Annotated in this window: 15 protein-coding genes and 1 tRNA gene; 13 read left to right on the top strand and 3 right to left on the bottom strand. The window is 64.6% G+C overall.

Translation table 11 applies throughout. The features are described 5' to 3' along the window. Positions 1-20: 20 nt before the first annotated feature. Positions 21-746, bottom strand: coding sequence for a YebC/PmpR family DNA-binding transcriptional regulator (locus BM193_RS05555; protein ID WP_092796020.1), 726 nt, complete (start codon positions 744-746; stop codon positions 21-23). 185 nt (positions 747-931) lie between these two features. Between BM193_RS05555 and BM193_RS05550 the strand changes: the two genes are divergently transcribed. The 4 genes from BM193_RS05550 to BM193_RS05535 all read left to right on the top strand — a co-directional run bounded on the left by BM193_RS05550 (position 932) and on the right by BM193_RS05535 (position 5902). Continuing rightward, positions 932-3403: an alkaline phosphatase D family protein gene (locus BM193_RS05550; RefSeq protein WP_092796018.1), complete on the top strand. Its 2472-nt coding sequence runs from the start codon at positions 932-934 to the stop codon at positions 3401-3403. A 136-nt stretch (positions 3404-3539) separates the two neighbouring features. Then, the gene (locus BM193_RS05545) at positions 3540-4460 is read left to right on the top strand and encodes a DMT family transporter (protein ID WP_092796017.1); all 921 of its coding nucleotides are present in this window, start codon (positions 3540-3542) and stop codon (positions 4458-4460) included. A gap of 29 nt (positions 4461-4489) precedes the next feature. Next, positions 4490-4879: a methylglyoxal synthase gene (locus BM193_RS05540; protein ID WP_034786684.1), complete on the top strand. Its 390-nt coding sequence runs from the start codon at positions 4490-4492 to the stop codon at positions 4877-4879. A 93-nt stretch (positions 4880-4972) separates the two neighbouring features. Next, on the top strand, positions 4973-5902 hold the full coding sequence (locus BM193_RS05535) for a quinone oxidoreductase family protein (RefSeq protein ID WP_254785894.1): 930 nt from the start codon (positions 4973-4975) through the stop codon (positions 5900-5902). Between the two features lie 188 nt (positions 5903-6090). Here the strand turns inward: BM193_RS05535 and BM193_RS05530 are convergent, their stop codons facing one another. Beyond that, positions 6091-6720 (bottom strand): DUF4136 domain-containing protein, encoded by a 630-nt coding sequence (locus BM193_RS05530; protein ID WP_092796013.1) that lies wholly within the window; start codon positions 6718-6720, stop codon positions 6091-6093. 238 nt (positions 6721-6958) lie between these two features. On the opposite strand from BM193_RS05530, the gene pepN reads away from it, so the two are divergent. The 3 genes from pepN (at position 6959) to BM193_RS05515 (ending at position 10881) form a co-directional block, all read left to right on the top strand. Beyond that, complete coding sequence (pepN, locus tag BM193_RS05525) at positions 6959-9613, top strand: aminopeptidase N (protein WP_092796011.1); 2655 nt, start codon at positions 6959-6961, stop codon at positions 9611-9613. Between the two features lie 75 nt (positions 9614-9688). Beyond that, complete coding sequence (locus tag BM193_RS05520; protein ID WP_077408194.1) at positions 9689-10690, top strand: class 1 fructose-bisphosphatase; 1002 nt, start codon at positions 9689-9691, stop codon at positions 10688-10690. A 115-nt stretch (positions 10691-10805) separates the two neighbouring features. Further along, a tRNA-Thr gene (locus BM193_RS05515) sits at positions 10806-10881 on the top strand. 109 nt (positions 10882-10990) lie between these two features. On the opposite strand, the gene BM193_RS05510 is transcribed toward BM193_RS05515, so the two are convergent. Further along, positions 10991-12391, bottom strand: a complete 1401-nt coding sequence (locus tag BM193_RS05510; RefSeq protein ID WP_092797096.1) for an aminotransferase-like domain-containing protein — start codon at positions 12389-12391, stop codon at positions 10991-10993. Here BM193_RS05510 and BM193_RS28200 point away from each other — a divergent pair. The 6 genes from BM193_RS28200 (at position 12382) to BM193_RS05485 (ending at position 20279) form a co-directional block, all read left to right on the top strand. After that, positions 12382-12627 carry a hypothetical protein gene (locus BM193_RS28200; RefSeq protein ID WP_139176028.1) on the top strand — a complete coding sequence of 82 codons (246 nt, stop codon included), beginning with the start codon at positions 12382-12384 and terminating at the stop codon, positions 12625-12627. The genes BM193_RS05510 and BM193_RS28200 overlap by 10 nt on opposite strands. A gap of 153 nt (positions 12628-12780) precedes the next feature. Next, complete coding sequence (locus BM193_RS05505) at positions 12781-13134, top strand: ElaB/YgaM/YqjD family protein (RefSeq protein WP_092797093.1); 354 nt, start codon at positions 12781-12783, stop codon at positions 13132-13134. A gap of 248 nt (positions 13135-13382) precedes the next feature. Further along, the gene (locus BM193_RS05500; RefSeq protein ID WP_092796009.1) at positions 13383-15794 is read left to right on the top strand and encodes a catalase; all 2412 of its coding nucleotides are present in this window, start codon (positions 13383-13385) and stop codon (positions 15792-15794) included. A gap of 216 nt (positions 15795-16010) precedes the next feature. After that, positions 16011-17705: an MFS transporter gene (locus BM193_RS05495; RefSeq protein ID WP_175533150.1), complete on the top strand. Its 1695-nt coding sequence runs from the start codon at positions 16011-16013 to the stop codon at positions 17703-17705. Next, complete coding sequence (locus BM193_RS05490) at positions 17692-18891, top strand: HlyD family secretion protein (RefSeq protein WP_092796006.1); 1200 nt, start codon at positions 17692-17694, stop codon at positions 18889-18891. Before BM193_RS05495 ends, BM193_RS05490 begins: the two co-directional genes overlap by 14 nt. Next, positions 18888-20279 carry an efflux transporter outer membrane subunit gene (locus BM193_RS05485; protein WP_092796004.1) on the top strand — a complete coding sequence of 464 codons (1392 nt, stop codon included), beginning with the start codon at positions 18888-18890 and terminating at the stop codon, positions 20277-20279. Before BM193_RS05490 ends, BM193_RS05485 begins: the two co-directional genes overlap by 4 nt. Positions 20280-20314 lie beyond the last annotated feature (35 nt).

The raw sequence follows: 20314 nt of genomic DNA, 5'->3' as shown, positions 1-20314 counted from the left end.
AGAGTGATTAATTCTCTAGATTAATTCTCTATTAATGCGTTGGTGAAGACTTCCTGCACATCATCGAGCAGCTCCAGCGCATCGATCAGCTTTTGCATCTTGATGGCGTCGTCGCCCGTGTACACGGTTTCCGTCGCCGGCTTCATGATGACTTCGGCCACTTCGGCCTTGAAGCCGGCCGCTTCCAGCGCTTCCTTGACGGCGGCGAAATCGTGCACGGGGGTCAGCACTTCGAAGCCGCCTTCCTCGTCGGCGATGACGTCTTCGGCGCCCGCTTCCAGGGCCGCTTCCATCAGCTTGTCTTCGTCGGTGCCCGGCGCGAACAGCAGCTGGCCGCAGTGCTGGAACATGAAGGCGACGGAGCCTTCGTTGCCCATGTTGCCGCCATTCTTGTTGAAGGCGTTGCGCACCTCGGCCACCGTGCGCACGCGGTTGTCCGTCATGCATTCGACGATGACGGCCGCGCCGCCCACGCCGTAGCCTTCGTAGCGCACTTCTTCATAGTTGGCGCCATCGACGCCGCCGCTGCCACGGTTGATCGCGCGCTGGACGTTGTCTTTTGGCATGTTCGCGTCGGCAGCCTTGTCGACTGCCAGGCGCAGGCGCGGATTGGCCGCGATATCGGCGCCGCCCATGCGGGCCGCGACCGTGATTTCCTTGATCAGGCGCGTCCAGATTTTGCCGCGCTTGGCATCGGTGGCAGCCTTTTTATGCTTGATATTGGCCCATTTGCTATGTCCTGCCATGTCGAATCTTCCTTAGACGGGTGTTCAATTGTGGCCGACATTTTAGCATATCGCCCCCCCGCAAAGCGGCCTGGCCCCGTCATCAAGCCGACACATTTTGTTGTTAAAGTGATGCGCTTTCATGTTATGCATCATCCCACCACTCGAATAATCAAGATTAAGGGCGCGACATCATGGCAAGTCAAATGGATAGACGGCAATTCCTGAAATTGGGCGGCTTTATTACCGTCTCCGTGGCGACTGTCGGCCTTGCCGCCTGCGGCAGCACCGATCACAGCGATCCCGGCGTGCCGCTGGCCACGGGCAGCGACTGGAAATTCCCGCAAAGCGTGGCGTCGGGCGACCCGCGCGCCGACAGCGCCATGCTGTGGACGCGCGTCGTGCCCGCCAGCTTCGACGCCGTCGCGCCCGCCGTGGCCGGCAAGGCCGACGTCGCCGTGCGCCTGATCGTCAGCGCCGCCGACAACACGGCCGCGCTGGGCGGCAACACGGCCCTGGCCGGCACGCCCATCGTCGACGCCAAGCTGCCCCTGAAGGCCGATTTCGACAATACCCTGCGCCACAAGGTGACGGGCTTGCAGCCGGGCCAGGTGTATTTCTACCAGTTCATCGCCGGCGACGTGCGCTCGAACGTGGGCCGCTTCAAGACGGCGCCCGCCGCGACCAGCGACGTGGCGCAGCTGCAGTTCGCCTACCTGACGTGCCAGGACTGGAGCATCAACCACTGGGGCGCGCTGTCGCACATCGCCGCCAACGAAGCGCTGGACTTCATCGTCCACCTGGGAGACTACATCTATGAAACGGTGGGCGAAGCCTTCCAGAGCGGCGCCGTGGAAGGCCGCCACGACCAGCTGAAATTGCCGGACGGGACGTATAAAAGCGGCAATGCGGGCGCCAAATATGCCACCACGGTGGCCGACTACCGTTACCTGTACAAGAAATACCGCACCGATACGCGCCTGCAGGCCGTGCATGAGCGCTTCGCCTTCATCGCCATCTGGGATGACCATGAATTCACGGACGATGCGTGGCAGGATGCCTCCACCTATGAAGGCATCGTGGCGCCTGATGGCAGCGATCTGCACCAGCCGGCCCGCCGCCGCAGCGCCAACCAGGCGTGGTTCGAATACATGCCGGCCGACGTCACCTTCGATAGCGCCGCGACAACGTTCCAGAATATCCAGATCTACCGCGATTTCCAGTTCGGCAAACTGATGCAGCTGGTGATGACGGACGAGCGCCTGTACCGCGCCGACCATGCGATCGCCGAATCGACGATCAACCCGGCCACGGGCAAGCCGCTGGGCAGCATCGGCAGCCGCTACCTGGTGCCGCAGGCGCTGTTCGACAGCGTGGAAGGGCAAAAGATGGCGGCCGCCACCAAGGCCGGCGCCGACCCGCTGGCGGCCGTCGGCATGCTGGGCAGCACGCAGCGCGACTGGTGGAAGGGCAAGATGAAGGCGGCCACGGCCACCTGGAAGCTGTGGGGCAATGAAGTGTCGCTGCTGCGCATGGGCCTGAATGGCACGGACGCCATCGCCACCCTGCTGGCCCTGAGCGCCATGTCGACCGTGGGCCAGGCCATCGCCAGCACCTTGCCGCTGGTCGGCGGCAGCGTGCCGCTGGCGTCCGCCATCGTGGCCGCCGCCACGGCCGGTGCATCGCAGTCCGTCGCGCAAGCGGCGGCCATGGCGATTGCCGGCGCGGCGGCGAACGCCGGCGCGCAGGGCGCGGCCGCCGTGGGCGCCGGCTTGAGCGCGGCCCAGGCCGGCATCACGGTGGCGGCCTACAACAGCGGCTCGCCGGCCGCCGCCGCGCAGGTGATCGCCTTCGGCTGGATCAAGCCCGACGTGCAAGCCAAGGGCGCCGCCTCGAGTTTTGTGGCCGCATCGGGCCAGCAGGCGGCGCTGGCGCCGTTCTTCACGCGCTTCCTGCTCAACTGCGACCAGTGGGATGGCTACAACAGCGAGCGCAAGAACCTGATGGCGCAACTGAAAAGCAATGCCATCGGCAACGTGGTGGCGATCACGGGCGATATCCACTCGTTCTTCGCCGGCACGGTCAGCGACGATTTCGACGCGGCCGGCGGCGGCACGCCCGTGATGGTGGACCTGGTGTCGGCCGGCGTCAGTTCCGATTCCTTCTTCAGCTATTTGAAGTCGGCGGCCGGCACGATGGGCGACATCGGCACCCTGGTCAGTTATCCGCTGGCGATTCCGGTCACGGGCCTGGGCACGGTCAACCTCGACGTCAACCTGCTCGACTACACCATGGGCAAGGCCGCGCCGACCGTCGACAGCCTGCTGGAGCAGTTGCGCGTGCAGCTGCGCGGCGCGCTGGCCGCCAAGGGCGTGCCGGAAGCGCAGCTCGAGGCGACCGTGTCGGCCGTGCAGGCTGGCTTGAAAGCGAGCACTGACTTCAGCGTGACCCTGCTGGGCCTGGCGCAGCAATTGTCCGGCCTGGGCAACAACCCGTGGATCAAGCACCTGAACACGGATGCGCAGGGCTACACGGTGGTCACTTTGACCCCGGGCAAGTTGGTGGCGCAGTTCAAGCAGGTGAACAAGCTGGTCGGCACGGCGGCGCCGTCGAACGTGATTGCGCGCGTGACGACGGCGACGGTGACGGCGGGTGCGGCGGCGGTGGTGGTGGCGTAACGGCTGGGGTCAGACCCGTCGGGTCTGACCCCGGTACTCAGCCGACTTTGGCTTTTGCCTGACCCTCAGGGTCCGACCCCGGTATTTGCCGTTGGGGTTATCAGCTTGCTTTGGCTTTTGCCATTACAATCTGGGCATGAGCTCCAGTTCCCCGCAAGCAAGTCCTCCCTCGATTCCCCGTTCCGTCTACCTCGGTGGCCTGGCCATCGCCGTGGGCGGGGCGGTGCTGTTTTCCACCAAGGCCATCGTCGCCAAGCTGCTGTACCGCTACCAGATCGATGCCGTGACCCTGATCGCCTTCCGGATGATCTTTTCGCTGCCCGTGTTCGCCGTCATCGCCTGGTGGCAGATGCGCACGGAGCCGCCGCTGTCGAACCGCGACCGCCTGCGCCTGGTCGGGCTGGGACTCGTCGGCTACTACCTGTCCAGCTATCTGGACTTTCTTGGCCTGCAATACATTTCCGTGGGCCTCGAGCGGCTGATCCTGTTCCTCACGCCCACTTTCGTGCTGCTCATTACCACCGTGTATTTCAAGCAGCGCATCAGCCGCTTGCAGTGGCTGGCCCTGTTTACCTCGTACTGCGGCATCGTGCTGGTCTTCGTGCACGACTTGCAGGGTGGCGCCAGCAATGTGGCGCTCGGTTCCACCCTGGTGCTGGGTTCGGCCTGCGCGTATGCCGTGTACCTGCTCGGTTCGGGCGAGCTGGTGAAGCGCATCGGCTCGATGCGCCTCGTTTCCTACGCGATGTGCGTGGCCAGCGCTGCCTGCATCCTGCAATTTTTCATCCTGCGCCCCGTCGACCTGCTGATCCAGCCCATGCCCGTGTATGGCCTGTCCCTGTTGAACGGCATCTTTTGCACGGTGATGCCCGTCTTCATGACCATGATCGCCGTCGAGCGCATCGGCGCGCCCGTCGCCTCGCAGGCGGGCATGATCGGCCCCGTGTCGACCCTGTTCCTGGGCGCCATGATCCTCGATGAACCGATCACCAACTGGCAACTGGCCGGCACCAGCCTGGTGCTGGCCGGGATTTACTTGCTGTCGAAAAAGAAATAATTCCTCCACCCACTGAAAACGCCCTCACCATGAAAACACGCATCGCCCTGATCGCCCACGACAAGAAAAAAGATGACATGATTACCCTGGCGGGCGAATATCTGGATTTTTTAAAGGGCTGTGAACTGTCGGCCACGGGCACCACGGGCGGCCGCCTGATCAACGAGCTGGGCCTGGCGGTCGAGCGCAAGCATTCCGGCCCGTTCGGCGGCGATTTGCAGATCGGCTCGCTGCTGGTGGAAGGCTTGATCGATTGCGTGATCTTCCTGCGCGACCCGATGACGCCGCAGCCGCACGAGCCGGACATCAATGCCCTGGTGCGCGCCTGCGACGTGCACAACGTGGCGTGCGCAACGAATCTGTCGTCGGCGCACCTGGTGCTGTCGCAGCTGCAGGCGCGGGCCAGCGCGGCCGCCTGACGTTTTTCCCGATTCTTCTTCTAGGAGCCTATTGTGAGCGCAACGATTACCACCAAGGCCATCCGCGTACAGCGCGTGGGCGGCCCGGAAGTGATGGAGTATGTGGACGTGGAACTGCCGCCGCCCGGTCCCGGCGAGGCGCGCGTGAAGCATGAGGCCATCGGCCTCAATTTCATCGATGTGTATTTCCGCACGGGCTTGTACCCGCAGCCGCTGCCGAACGGCCTCGGCGTCGAGGGCGCGGGCATCGTCGAGGCGGTAGGCGAGGGCGTCACCGAGGTGAAGGTGGGCGACCGCGTGGCGTATGCGGCGCGCATCAATGGCGCCTATGCGCAGCAGCGCAACCTGCCGGCGGCCCTGCTGCTGGTGCTGCCCGAGCGCATCGGTTTCGACACGGCCGCCGCCATGATGCTGCAAGGCTTGACGGTGCAATACCTGTTCCACCGCACGGTGGCCCTGAAGGCGGGCGACACGGTGCTGTTCCACGCGGCCGCGGGCGGCGTGGGCCTGATCGCCTGCCAGTGGGCCAAGGTGCTGGGCGTGAACCTGATCGGCACGGCCGGTTCCGATGAAAAGGCGGCGCTGGCCAAGGCGCATGGCGCCACCCACGTCATCAACTACAACACGGAAAATTTCGTCGAACGCGTGCGCGAGATCACGGGCGGCAAGGGCGTCTCCGTGGTCTACGATTCCATCGGCAAGGATACCTTCATCGGCTCGCTCGACTGCCTGGCGCCGCTGGGCATGATGGTCAGCTTCGGCAATGCGTCCGGCCCCGTGCCGCCGTTCACCCTGAGCGAACTGGCGTCGCGCGGCTCGCTGTTCCTCACGCGTCCGGCCCTGTTCAGCTATGCGTCGAACCGCGCGAACCTGGAAGAGATGGCAAGCTCGCTGTTCGGCGTCGTCAGCAGTGGCGAAGTGCAGATCGAGATCAACCAGCGCTACAGCCTGGCCAATATCGCCCAGGCACACACGGACCTGGAAGCGCGCAAGACCACTGGTTCGACCATCATCGTGCCATGAGCGGCGAGGGTGATAAGGACGGCGCGCCGAAATTCGGCCGCCTGCTGATCGTGCTGTTATTGGCCGTGGCGCTGATCGGCGCGCTCACCTTTGCCGCCGAGGCATATTACTCATAGGCATAGAACGCAGACATAAAAAAACCGGCTGGCGCATTGCTGCACCAGCCGGTTTTTTGCATTGCCGCGTGTTTACTCTATTTTTACTTCCACTTTACGAGGCACGCCGCTCTGGCCGGGGAAGTCGGCAAAGGCGCTCGCCACCATGGCGGGCATCACTTGCGACGTGGCGCGCTTGCCGCTGGTCGATTGCACGGTCACGTCGTACAGTTTCTTGCCAGTGCGGTCATTGATCGTCACGCGCAATTCGCGTTCATATTTATGCCGCACGGTTTCTTCCACTTCCATCGGGCCATACCAGTAAGGGTTATAGCCAAAGCGGCCGTAGCCTGGCCAGGCGCCATAGCGGTAGCCGTAGCGGCCAGGCCAGTAGCCGGGGCCATACCAGAACGGGTCGGTGGCCTGGATCACGCGCTCAGGGTAGTCGACCGTCGAAAAAGCCATCGACACGCGCAAATTGGCTGCCGCAGGACCGGAAGCTTCGCCGAAGCCATGCTTTGCCAGTTCGGCGCGCACCAGGTTTTGATAGTTGCGGTATTCCAGCGTGTCATATTCCGCTGACGGCGCTTCAAACACATACGATTTGTCGTGCAATTGCGCCGGCCATTCATGGAATGCCGTCACTTCGCTGCGTATGGTGGTGGCGCATCCGGTGAGCAACACGGTCAATGCGGCCATCAAGATGGTGAGATATCGTTTCATTGCATGATCTCCTTGGATTAGCTGCAATTCATTGTTGGTAGACGCAATTCATCGCCTAGTATTATAAGAATAGTTCTATTTGTTTCCATGCATTATTACAGAATGTTACCGAGCATGTCGGCGGGTAAGAGAATCCCACAATCGTGACGGGAATCGGCGCGATTGGGCGCTGAATCGGTCCTATCCGGCCACGGTGTTGGTAAAATAGGTTTTTGCCTCCGCTCCCACCCAAATCCCTATGCGCACAGACAGCCCTCAGACGATTTACCGCAAAGATTACACGCCGCCCAGCTTCCTGGTCGACAGCGTCGAACTTGGTTTCGATCTCGACCCCGCCCGCACAGTGGTGGCGAGCCGGATCCGCATGCGCCACAACCCGGTCAGCGCCAGCCGCAGCATCGAATTGCACGGCGAGCACATCGCGCTGGTGATGGTGCGCCTGAATGGCAAGGTGCTGAAGCCGTCGCAATACCGGCTGACGGCCGGCATGCTGACCATTCCCAAGGCGCCCGACGAGGTGACGCTCGATATTGAAACCGTGCTGGCGCCGCAAGACAATACCTCGCTGTCCGGCCTGTACGTGTCGAACCATAATTTCTTCACGCAGTGCGAGGCGGAAGGCTTCCGCCGCATCACCTACTTCCCGGACCGTCCGGACGTGATGGCCAAATACACGGTCATGTTGCGCGCCGACAAGGACAAGTATCCCGTGCTGCTGTCGAACGGCAACCTGATCGAGGAGGGCGACCTGGGCGATGGCCGCCATTACGCCAAGTGGGAAGACCCGTTCAAGAAGCCGTCCTACCTGTTCGCCCTGGTCGCGGCGCGCCTGGTGTGCCAGGAAGAGCGCTACACGCTCCAGTCCGGCCGCGAAGTGCTGCTGCAGGTGTGGGTGGAAGACGGCAACCTGGACAAGACCGACTACGCCATGCAGTCGCTGAAAAACTCGATCCGCTGGGACGAGGAACGCTTCGGCCTGGAGCTGGACCTGGACCGCTTCATGATCGTCGCCGTGGGCGACTTCAACATGGGCGCCATGGAAAACAAGGGCCTGAACATCTTCAACACCAAATACGTGCTGGCCAACCCGCGCGTGGCGACGGACGTCGATTACGCGGGCATCGAAGCGGTGGTCGGCCACGAATATTTCCATAACTGGACGGGCAACCGCGTGACCTGCCGCGACTGGTTCCAGCTGTCCCTGAAGGAAGGCTTGACGGTCTTCCGCGACCAGGAATTTTCGGCCGACATGATCGGCACGGACACGGGCCGCGCCGTCACGCGCATCGACCAGGTGCGCACCCTGCGCCAGGCGCAGTTCCCGGAAGACGCGGGTCCGATGGCGCATCCCGTGCGTCCCGATTCCTTCGTCGAGATCAATAACTTTTATACGGTCACGATCTACGAAAAGGGCGCCGAAGTGGTGCGCATGTACCAGACCCTGGTGGGCCGCGACGGCTTCCGCAAGGGCATGGATCTGTATTTTGAGCGCCACGATGGCCAGGCCGTGCAGTGCGACGACTTCCGCGCCGCCATGGCCGACGCGAATGGCCGCGACTTTAGCCAGTTCGAACGCTGGTACAGCCAGGCCGGCACGCCCGTCGTCACGGCTGCCACGCGCTACGATGCTGCCAGCCAGACCTTCGAGCTGACCCTGTCGCAAAGCTGTCCGCCCACGCCGGGCCAGCCGGACAAGCTGCCGTTCCACATTCCCGTCACCGTCGGCTTGCTGGGCGCCGATGGCCGCGACCTGCCGCTGCACGTCGATGGCGTGGCCGCCAATGGCGCCACCAGCGTGGTGCTGGAATTGACCGAGGCGGCGCAAACCTTCCGCTTCAATAAGGTGGCAGAAGCGCCGGTGCCGTCGCTGCTGCGCGATTTCTCCGCGCCGGTGGTGCTGGAATACGACTACACGGATGCCGAATTGCTGCACCTGTTCCGCCATGACAGCGACCCGGTCAACCGCTGGGAAGCGGGCCAGCGCCTGGCGATGGAGCGCCTGCTGCAACTCACGGGCGCGGTCGCCGCCGGCGAGACGCTGGCGCTGGACGATACTTTCATCGCCGCGCAGCGCGCCTTGCTGGTCGACGACAGCCTGGACGCGGCCTTCCGCGAGCTGGCGCTGATCCTGCCGTCGGAAACCATCATCGCCGAGCGCATGGCGCAAGTCGATCCGCAGGCGATCCACGCGGCGCGCCAGTTCATGCGCCGCACCATCGCGGCGGCCCTGAAGCCGGAATTGCTGGCGCAGTACCACGCCAACCAGACGCCGGGGGAGTACAGCCCGGACGCCCTGTCGGCCGGCAAGCGCGCGCTGAAAAACCTGGCCCTGTCCTATTTGCTGATCGCGCCAGGCGCGCAGGAACTGGCGCTGGCGCAGCAGCAGTTCGACAATGCCGGCAACATGACGGACCGTGCCGCCGCGCTGGGCGCCCTGATCCATTCCGGTTCCGCCGAGCATGCGCAGGCGGCGCTGGCCAGCTTCTATGCCGACTTCGAGAACGAAGCGCTGGTGGTCGACAAGTGGTTCGCCATGCAGGCCGCCGCGCCATCGACGGACGTGCAAGCCGTGCGCCAGCTGATGACGCATCCGGCCTTCACCCTGAAGAATCCGAACCGCGCACGCAGCCTGATCTTCAATTTCACGAATGGCAATCCATCGCAGTTCCATGCGCAAGACGGCAGCGGCTACGCCTTCTGGGCAGAGCAGGTGATCGCCCTCGACGCCCTGAACCCGCAAGTGGCGGCGCGCCTGGCCCGTTCGATGGACCGCTGGCGCCGTTACGTGCCGGCGCTGCAAAACCACATGCGCACGGCGCTGGAACAGGTCGCCGGCCAGGCCAGCCTGTCGAATGACGTGATGGAAGTCATTTCCAAGGCGCTGGCCAATTAATTCCGGGGTCAGGCCCGCCGGGTCTGGCCCCAGCTTTTTGCTAGAAAAAATAAACACCAAAACAAAAGGGAATTCATGAAACGCATCAGTCTTACGCAATACCTGGTTGAAGAGCAGCGCTCGAACAACAGCATTCCGGCCGAACTGCGCCTGCTGATCGAAGTCGTCGCGCGCGCCTGTAAAACCATCAGCCACGCCGTCAGCAAGGGCGCGCTGGGCGAGGTACTGGGCACGGCCGACACGGAAAACGTGCAGGGCGAAGTGCAGAAAAAACTCGACATCATCTCCAACGAGATCCTGCTCGAAGCGAATGAATGGGGCGGCCACCTGGCGGCCATGGCGTCGGAAGAAATGGAATCGATCCATCCGATCCCGAACCGCTATCCGAAGGGCGAATACATGCTGCTGTTCGACCCATTGGACGGCTCGTCGAACATCGACGTCAACGTCTCGATCGGCACCATCTTCTCCGTGCTGAAGGCGCCGGAAGGCATGGGCGAGCCGACCGAGCAGGATTTCATGCAGGCGGGCAGCAAGCAGGTGGCGGCCGGCTACGCCGTGTACGGCCCGCAAACCATGCTGGTGCTGACCTTCGGCAATGGCGTGAACTGCTTCACCCTGGACCGCGAGATGGGTTCGTGGGTGCTCACGCAAAGCAATATGCAGATTCCGCCGACCACCAAGGAATTCGCCATCAACATGTCGAACGCGCGCCACTGGCATCCGCCCGTGAAGCGCTATGTCGACGAACTGCTGGCCGGCGACACGGGCCCGCGCGGCACCAACTTCAATATGCGCTGGATCGCCTCGATGGTGGCCGACGTGCACCGCATCCTGAACCGCGGCGGCATCTTCATGTACCCGGCCGACCTGCGCGACACGTCGATGCCTGGCAAGCTGCGCCTGATGTACGAAGCGAACCCGATGGCCTTCATCGTCGAACAGGCCGGCGGCGCCGCCACCGATGGCCAGCAGCGCATCATGGATATCGCCCCGCACAAGCTGCACCAGCGCGTCCCGGTCTTCCTCGGCTCGAAAGACGAAGTGGCCCGCGTGACGGCCTACCACGCGGAGTAAACAGCGCACTTTTCCTCGATTTTCAGCGGCCCGCAGCCGGGCCGCTAAAAAAAATGAAAAAAGTTCGCGTTGACACTAGCAAATTTTGTGCATTGTTTGTAGAATGTGGGTCTTCGCCGTTGTAGCTCAGTTGGTAGAGCAGCACATTCGTAATGTGAAGGTCGCCAGTTCGATTCCGGCCAACGGCACCAAGTATTCGCAGCAGAAAAAAACCCACCGCTCAAACGGTGGGTTTTTTTTCGCCTGCGGCTTTGCTGTGGCCTTGTCACCGCCAGCCTGCGCCGGCGGATCATCACTTGTTCAGACCACGAACGCCTGGTGCGCGTCCGGCTTGTGCGCCAGCAGCAGCGACAGCTTCTTCAATGCGCCGGCCAGGCGCGCGCGGTCGCGGATGCTGCCCAGCGAGATGCGGATGGCGTTCGGCGGGCGGCTGTCGTAGAAGGCGTCGGAGGCCGTGACGGCCACGCCCTGGGCGCGGGCGGTGGCGGCCAGTTCGCGCGAGGTCCAGTAGCTGGGCAGCGAGAACCAGACGTGGATGCCGTCGCTGCGCGGGTGGCTCGTGCCGGTGAGGATGGTGCGGATGACGTCCTGGCGCGCATCGGCTTCGCTGCGTATGCCGGCCAGCAGTGCGTGCGCGGAGCCGTCGTGTATCCATTGCGTCGTCAGCGCCGTGGTCACGGGCGTGGCCATCAGGGAAAACGAGCGCAGGGCCTGCAGGAAGCGTTCGCGCAGCTGCGCGTCGGCGATCACGGCGTAGGCCATGCGCAGGCCGGGCGCCAGGCATTTCGACAGGGTGGCGATATGCGCCACGTGGCCAGGGGCGTAATGGGCCAGCGGCGGCGGCGCGTCGGAGGCCAGCAGCCAGTACGGGTCGTCCTCGATGATGTGCATGCCGCAGCGCTGCGCCATTTGCGTGATGGCCAGGCGGCGCGCGGCCGGCATGGTGTGCGCGGTGGGGTTTTGCAGGGTGGGATTCAAGTACACCAGGCGCGCGTGATGCTTGCGGCAGGCTTTTTCCAGCGCCTCGGGCAGCATGCCGTCGGCGTCCGATTCCACGGCGATGGCCTTTCGGTTCAGCTGCTCCGCCGCAGAGCGCAAGCCCGGGTACACGGCCGCTTCCGTCAGAATGCTGTCGCCTGGACGGCTGAGCGTCAGTATCAGCGCCGCCAGTGCCGCCTGCGCGCCGGGGCAGGCCACCACGTGCTCCGCGTCGACGTGGCCGAACATGGGTGCCAGCCAGGCGGCGCCGGCTGCGCGGTCGGCCTTGCCGCCGCCGCCCAGGTGATAGCTCATCAACAAATCGCTGTCCGTGCGCAGCAGCACCTGCGCCAGTCCCTGTTTCAGCAGGTCGTCGAAATCCACCCCCACCGGCGGCGGCGGGATGTTCATGCTCAGGTCCAGCATCTGCGTCAATTCCACTTTCGGCGCGGCCGCGTAGGTGCCGCGCGCCCCTTGCCCTTGCAGCAGGTTGCGGCGCTTGGCTTCGTCATAGGCGCGTGTCACCGTCGTCAGGTCGACCTGGAGCAGCGCGGCGAGGCGGCGTTGCGGCGGCAGGCGGTCGCCGGGGCGCAGGCTGCCGTCGGACAGCGCGCGCTCGAGCATGTCGGCGATCTGCAGGTAGCGCGGACCGCCATGCTGCACGAACGGCGTGACCCACGCACTGGCCTGGCTTTCCTCTTGTATGGATTTAGATGGGGGCATTTTTTCTTTATGCATGGATTTTATTGCATGCATTATGCGTAAAAATTCACAAAAAATCCATGCATTTGTATGGGCCGTCCTGCGCTTCGGATAAGGACCATGCATCAGGACCAGGCATCACCCGGCGTCAGCGCCCCGGCGACGCCCTGTCGCGGCCGGATGTTATTTCTGCCAGGAATTTAAGTCTGCACCACAAGGTGTGGCAGCGCACGGTGGAGCAGGTCCGCGGCGGTTAAGGTGGTGGCAACAGCGCGCTGCTGATCCAGTGTTTGATATGGCTCAGCCCGGCAGCGTTTAGTCGCTTCTTTTTCCCGGAAGCGAGGAAAATCATGATTCGGTCATGGCATCGAACATGGTTGGAATTTATTCACCACTACAAGGAAACCATCATGAACGCGATTGAAAAAGCCAGCTCCGACCTGAACGGCACCGCCCAGGATACCCGCAAGGATTTGCATAGCGCCATCGACAAGGTGGCTAACCAGGCGCAGCCTCTGGCCGACAAGGTCGCCACGCGCGCCCACGACAGCGTGGACCAGGTGGGCGACCGCATCGACCAGGTCAGCGATACCGTGAGTAAGGCCTCCGAACGCCTGATGGCGCGCGGCAAGCAGCTGGGCGCCGCCTGCCAGCGCGCCGGCGAAACGGGCCGCGACTATGTGCGCGAACGCCCGGCCGTGTCGCTGCTGATCGCGGCGGCGGCCGGGTATGGCCTGTCGAAATTGCTGGGCTCGCGCAAATAAGTCTGGCGCGCTCCTGCCAAGGATAGCGCGTGGGCGCTGGCCCGCTCTGCCATTACGGCGGACCGGAACAGCGCCCACGCGCACAAGGTAGTAACAGTAGCAAGCAGTAAGGAGGGTGGAAAAATGCGCTCCATTTTATTGTGGTTGATCGGTGTACCTATTCCCATCATTATTTTGATTGCCCTGTTCGTGCGCTGAATGAGGGAGTTGTAGCGTTACTTCCCGGGCAAGAACTCACAGGAGATGTAATGGCTACCAACAAGAAAACGCCGTCCACGGACGGTGCGGGTTCCGTTTTGAGCAGCATGTCCGGTCCATCCGAGACCGATTCGCCGCAAAGTTTGGGCAGCAATAGCGACGTTGCGCAAGCGCTGTTGAAGAAAGCCGCCGCCGGCCAGGCGCTGTCGGCTGCCATGCAAGACAATCCGAACGTGGCTGGCCAGTATGGCGAGGCGGCGCGCGCACCGGCCGAAGGCGTGCACGTGGCCTCGGATGAAGCGCTGGCCACGGCCAGCACCACGGGTGAGACGACGCCGTCGCCGAAAGTGGGCGAGGGCGCGCCGGCCCTGGGCGAAAACGCCGCGAATGCGTCGCTGGACCGCGCGCGCGCGGACGACAGCGGCTGCGTGCTGACGACGAACCAGGGCGTGCCCGTGGGCGATAACCAGAATTCGCTGAAGGCGGGCTTGCGCGGCCCCACCCTGATGGAAGACTTTATTCTGCGTGAAAAGCTCACGCACTTCGACCATGAGCGCATTCCCGAGCGCGTCGTGCATGCGCGCGGTTCGGCCGCCCACGGTTACTTTGAATGCTACAAGGAGCAAAGCAAGCATACGCGCGCGGCGCTGTTCGCCAAGGCGGGCAAGCGCACGCCCGTCTTCGTGCGCTTTTCCACGGTGGCCGGCGAGCGCGGCTCGACCGACACGGCGCGCGACGTGCGCGGCTTTGCCGTGAAGTTTTACACGGACGAAGGCAACTGGGACCTGGTGGGCAATAACATCCCCGTCTTCTTTATTCAGGACGCGATGAAGTTTCCCGACCTGATCCACGCCGTCAAGCCCGAGCCGAACAACGGCATCCCGCAGGCGGCCAGCGCGCACGACACCTTCTGGGATTTCGCCTCGCTGTCGCCGGAAATCACGCACATGCTGATGTGGGTCATGTCCGACCGCGCCATCCCGCGCAGCTATCGCATGATGCAGGGCTTCGGCGTGCATACCTTCCGCCTCGTGAACGCCAAGGGGCAGTCGGTTTTCTGTAAATTCCACTGGTCGCCGCTGGCCGGCACGCACTCGCTGGTGTGGGACGAAGCCGTCAAGATCAGCGGCGCCGATTCCGATTTCCACCGCCGCGACCTGTGGGAAGCCATCGAGTGCGGCGAATATCCCGAATACGAGCTGGCCTTCCAGATCTTCACGGAAGAACAGGCCGAAGCCTTCCCCTTCGACGTGCTCGATCCCACCAAGCTGATTCCCGAGGAACTGGTACCGCTGATCCCCGTCGGCAAAATGGTCTTGAACCGCAACCCGGACAATTTCTTCGCCGAGACGGAGCAGGTGGCCTTCTGCACGGCGCACATCGTTCCCGGCATCGATTTTTCCAATGACCCGCTGCTGCAGGGCCGTATCCACTCGTATGTGGACACGCAGATCACGCGCCTGGGCGGCGCCAATTTCCACGAGATTCCCATCAACTCGCCGCTGGCGCCGCTGCACAACAACCAGCGCGACGGCATCCATCGCCAGGCCATCAACCGGGGCCGGGTGGCGTACGAACCCAATTCGCTGGCGGGCGGCGATCCGCACCAGGCGGGGGCAAAAGGGTTTAACAGTTTCCCCGCGCAGACCGAGGGCGACAAGGTGCGCGGCAAGCCCGAGAAATTCGCCGAGCATTATGCCCAGGCGCGGCTGTTCTGGATCAGCCAGACACCGGTCGAGCAAGACCATATCGTGCATGCCTTCCGCTTTGAACTGAGCAAGGTGCAGACGGTGGCTATCCGCAAGCGTATCGTGGCCATGCTGCGCAATGTCGATGAAACCCTGGCGCAGCGCCTGGCCGATGGCCTGGGCCTGGCCTTGCCGCCGGCGATGCCACCCGTCTTGCCGCTGCCCGTGCCCAGCTATCCGCCGTCGCCGGAACTGTCGCTGTTTTTCCGGCCCGGCAAGACCGGCATCCACACCTTGCGCGTGGCCATCCTGGTGGGGCCGGGCAGCGACGGCGCGCAGGTGCGCAGCATTTACGCCTCGCTGCTGGCGGACGGCGCCGTGCCGCGCCTGGTGGGCAGCCACCTGGGCAAGGTCGACACGAGCGGCGGCGCGCCGCTGGCCGTGGAAATGTCCCTGGAAACGGGGCCGTCCGTGCTGTTCGACGCCGTCGTGATCCCGGACGGGCAGGGCGCCGTGCAGCAGCTGGGCGGCGACGCCAATGCGCTCGATTTCCTGCGGTTGCAATACCGCCACTGCAAGCCGATGCTGGCCATCGGCGCGGGCAAGGGCTTGCTGGACAAGGCCGGCATACCGGCGACCTTGCCAGATGGTAAACCTGATCCCGCCATCTTCATCGTGCCGTCGAGCGAGGTGGTGAAAGCCGTGGCGGCCTTTAAAAAGGCGCTGGCCGCGCACCGGGCGTTTGCGCGCGAAACGGACCCGCCGCGCGTGTGATGTCCACCCGGGCTGGGGCTGGTGCGTCCGGCGCCACTCCAGCCTGTTTCACGCCGGCCCTGCCGCCGCGCCAGTTCCAACAATGTAAACTATGAAAACGTCCTGCGGTGATATGCTGCGCATGAGAACTGTTCATTTGCAACTGTTTGCTTAACAACAGTAAAACAGCGGTAAAGCAGCAAAGAACAGCTTCAGCCACCTGATCGCGATTGCCGCATGGACAAGTACACACCACGCACCTGGGGGCCGGGCGAACGCCCGACCTTGCCCGGGTCGCCATCGATGCCCGAACACTCGACGCCCAAGCGCGTCGCGTATTTTATCGTCGGCCTGATCGTCGCATTGACGGGGGGGCTGGGCAATGGCCTGGTGACGGCCAATATCCTGAACCTGCAAGGCGCGCTGGGGGCGTATGCCTACCAGATGCAGTGGCTGCCGGCCGCCTACGTGATGACCATCGTGTCGATGAATCTGCTGCTGGTGAAGTTCCGCCAGCAGTTCGGCCTGCGCCTGTTTACGGAAGCGTTCCTGGTGCTGTATGCGCTCGTCACCTTTGCCCACCTGTATGCCAACAGCCTGTCGTCGGCGATCGCCGTGCGCGCCGCGCATGGCATGGTGGGCGGTGCGCTGGGGGTGCTGGGCCTGTACTACACCTTGCAGGCCTTCCCCGCCAAACACAGGCTGAAGGGCGTGGTGCTGGGCCTCGGTTTTGCCCAGCTGGCCCTGCCGCTGGCGCGCATCTTCACCTCCGAACTGCTGCAGATCGGCGAATGGCACGGCCTGTACCTGTTCGAACTGGGTCTGGCCCTGCTGGCGCTGGGCTGCGTGCTGGCCTTGAAACTGCCGCCCGGCGACCGCATGCAGACATTCGAGCCGCTCGATTTCCTCACCTTCATCCTGTTCGCCCCCGGCATGGCCCTGCTGTGCGCCGTGCTGGCGCAGGGCCGCACGGCGTGGTGGACGGCGTCCGAGTGGGTGGGCGTGAGCCTGGCCGCTTCCATCGTGCTGATCGCCGCGGCGCTGGCCATCGAGCATAACCGCGCGCGCCCGCTGCTCAACACGCGCTGGCTCACCACGGGCAAGATCGCCAAGCTGTTTTTATCCGTGCTGCTGTTTCGCATCGTGCTGTCCGAATCGACGGGCGCCGTGGGCTTTCTGCAGGCGCTGGGCCTGAATACGGACCAGATGCAGAACCTGTTCATCGTCGTGCTCCTGGGCAGCGTGGCGGGCCTGGTGGTCAGCGCCCTGACCATCAATCCGCCGACGCTGAACCGCTCGCTGATGTTCGCGCTGCTGCTGATCGCCTTCGGTGCCCTGATCGACGCGCACGCCACCAGCCAGACGCGCCCCGTCAACATGTATGTGAGCCAGTTCCTGCTGGCCTTTGGCGGCACGTATTTTCTCGGCCCCACGATGGTGGCCGGCATGGGCGCCGTGATCGCCGAACCGCGCAACCTGGTGAGTTTTTCCGTGATGTTTACCATGACGCAGAACCTGGGCGGCCTGCTCGGTTCGGCCATCGTCGGCACCATCCAGACGGCGCGCGAAAAATACCACTCCAGCTACCTCGTCGAACATCTCACCATGCTCGACCCGCAGGTGGCCGCGCGCGTGCAGTCGGGCGCGGCCGGCTACGGCGGCGTGCTGACGGACCCCACCTTGCGCAGCGCCGAAGGCGTGGCGCGCCTGGGCGCCATCGCCACGCGCGAAGCCAATGTCCTCGCCTACAACGATGTTTTCCTGATGATCGCCGGCGTCGCCCTCGCCACCCTGCTGTGGATGCTGGTCAGCCAGTTCTGGACCCGCATCACCACCGGCGCGCGGCGCCTGGTCGGCCCCGTGCGCGACGCGCAGACGGCCATGTCCATCGTCCCCATTACCAATTCGGAACCGAGCAATGACAGACAATAACACCACGCCACCTTCCGCTCCCGCCGTCCCCGCAGCGCCACCGGCGCCAGCGGCAAGCGCCACGCCGCCGCAGCCCGACCGCCGCCATCAGTGGCTGTCCGCGCTGGCCTTCGCCGCCGTGGCCCTGGTGGGGGTGCTGATCGTGCTGTACGCGTGGCGATTGCCGCCGTTCACCAGCCCCATCGTGACGACGGAAAACGCCACCGTGCGGGGGCAGGTGACGATCATCGGCACCCAGCTGTCCGGCTATGTCGTGGAAGTGACGGTGCAGGATTTCATGGACGTCAAGGAAGGGCAGCTGCTGGTGCGCATCGACGACCGCATCTACCAGCAGCGCTATGAACAGGCGCAGGCGCAACTGGCCGCGCAGCAGGCGGCGCTGTCGAACTGGACGCAGCAAAAGGCCAGCGCGGAGGCGGGCATCGCCGTCAGCCAGGCCGTGATGGCGAATGCGGAAGCGCAGGCGCGCAAGGCCAGCGCCGACTTGAACCGGGTGGAGCAGCTGGTGGCCGACGGCTCGCTGTCGCAGCGCGAACACGACCAGTCGCGCGCGGCGCAGGCGCAGATGGCGGCCGCGCTGGCGCAGGCGCGGGCCAATCTCGACATCGCCCAGCAAAGCGCGCATTCCGTGGTGGTCAACAAGCTGTCGCTGGAAGCGGCCGTGGCGAACGCGCAGGCAGCCGTCAAGGCGGCGAAGATCGACCTCGATAACACGCGCATCGTGGCGCCTTCCGATGGCCAGCTGGGCCAGGTGACGGTGCGCCAGGGCGCCTACGTGAATTCGGGCGCGCAGCTGATGGCGCTGGTGCCGCGGCAGATGTGGGTCATCGCCAATTTCAAGGAAACGCAGATGAATGGCGTGCAGGAAGGGCAAAGCGCCACCTTCCACGTCGACGCCCTCGATGGCGCCGTGCTGACGGGACAGGTCGAGCGCATTTCGCCGGCCACGGGTTCCGAGTTTTCCGTGCTGCCGGCCGATAACGCGACGGGCAATTACCTGAAGATTGCCCAGCGGATTCCCGTGCGCATCCGCATCGATCCGGGCCAGGCGAATGCGCGCCGCCTGCTGCCGGGCATGTCGGTGGTGGTCAGCGTCGATACGTCCGCCGTGTTGAACGACTCGGCGGAAAATCCCGCGCCGCCGCCGCCCCCGCCGAAGAAGGCGCCCGCGAAGGCCAAGCCATGAAACGCCGCCATGTCATCCTCGCGGGCGCGCTGGCGCTGGCCGGCTGCGCCGCCAAGGCCCCGCCGCAGCCGGCATCGAGCCTGCAGCTGCCGTCCGGCTGGCGCGCGCCGGCGCCGATTGCCACCGCCGATGGCGCGCATGTCGAGCAGCTGTGGTGGCAGGCCTTTGGCGACCCCGTGCTGAGCGACCTGGTGGGCGAGGCGCTGGCGCGCAACGGCGACTTGCGCGTGGCGCGCGCCCGCGTGCAGGAATACCGCGCGCGCCTGGCGCAGGCCGACGCCAACCGCGCGCCGAACCTGGCCTTCGATGGCTCGCCCACGCGCACGCGCACCCTGGCCTACAACGGCGTGCCGTATGTGACGAATGTCTTCCAGGCTGAACTGCAGGCCAGCTATGAAATCGATGTGTGGGGCCGCCTGGCCAAGCTCAGCGACGCGGCGGGCGAAAGCTACCGCGCCGAGCAGGCCAGCCTCGATGCGGCGGCCCTGTCGATCGCCGCCAGCGTGGCCACGGCCTACCTGAATCTGCGCGGCCTCGATGCGCAGCTGGCGCTGACGCAATCGACCCTGCAGCTGCGCGAACAGTCGCGCGAGCTGGCCCGCAAGCAGTTCGAGGTGGGCTACAGCTCGCGCCTGGAATGGCTGCAGGCGCAGTCGGAATACCATGCGGCGGCCGAGCAGGTGCCGCAGCTGCAGCGGCAGATTTTTGAACAGGAAAACGCGCTCGCCGTGCTGGTCGGCGGCAATCCCGGCCCCATCGCGCGCGGCATGCCGCTGGCGCAACTGACTGCGCCCTCCGTGCCGGCGGGGCTGCCATCCGAACTGCTGCGCCGCCGGCCCGACATCGCGCGCGCGGAACACAATCTGGCGGCCGCCAACGCCAGCCTGGCGGCCACGCGCGACCAGCTGCTGCCGTCGTTCAAACTGACGGCCGTGGGTGGCGGCCAGGCCACGACACTCACGGATTTCCTGCATGCGCCGACGGCCCTGTGGCGCTTGACGGCACTGGCGGCCGGCCCCTTGTTCGACGGCGGCAGGGTCCAGGCGCAGACGGATGCGGCGGGCGCGCAGCGCGACCAGCTGGTGTACGCGTATGAAAACGTGGTGAGGAATGCTTTCGCCGAAACGGAGAACAGCCTGGGCGCCATCTACCGGCTGCAGCAGCAAGCCGTGGAAAACGACGCGCGCCGCGCCACGGCGGCCGAGACGCTGCGCATCGCGCACAACCGCTACCGCAATGGCTATGCCTCCTACCTGGAGGAACTCGACGCCCAGCGCACCCTCTATAGCGCCGACGTGGGCCTGCTGCAGCTGAAGACGCGCATTCTTGTTTCCTCCGTCGACCTGTACCGGGCCATGGGCGGCGGCTGGCAAGCCAGCGCGCCGTAGCGCCGGCGTGCCCGGCGCTACTTGCGGCGGCGGCC

Source organism: Janthinobacterium sp. 344, assembly GCF_900112025.1.
GTDB lineage: Bacteria > Pseudomonadota > Gammaproteobacteria > Burkholderiales > Burkholderiaceae_D > Janthinobacterium.
The sequence above is the reverse complement of the archived record's forward strand: the minus strand, read 5'-3'. Positions and strand labels throughout refer to the sequence as shown.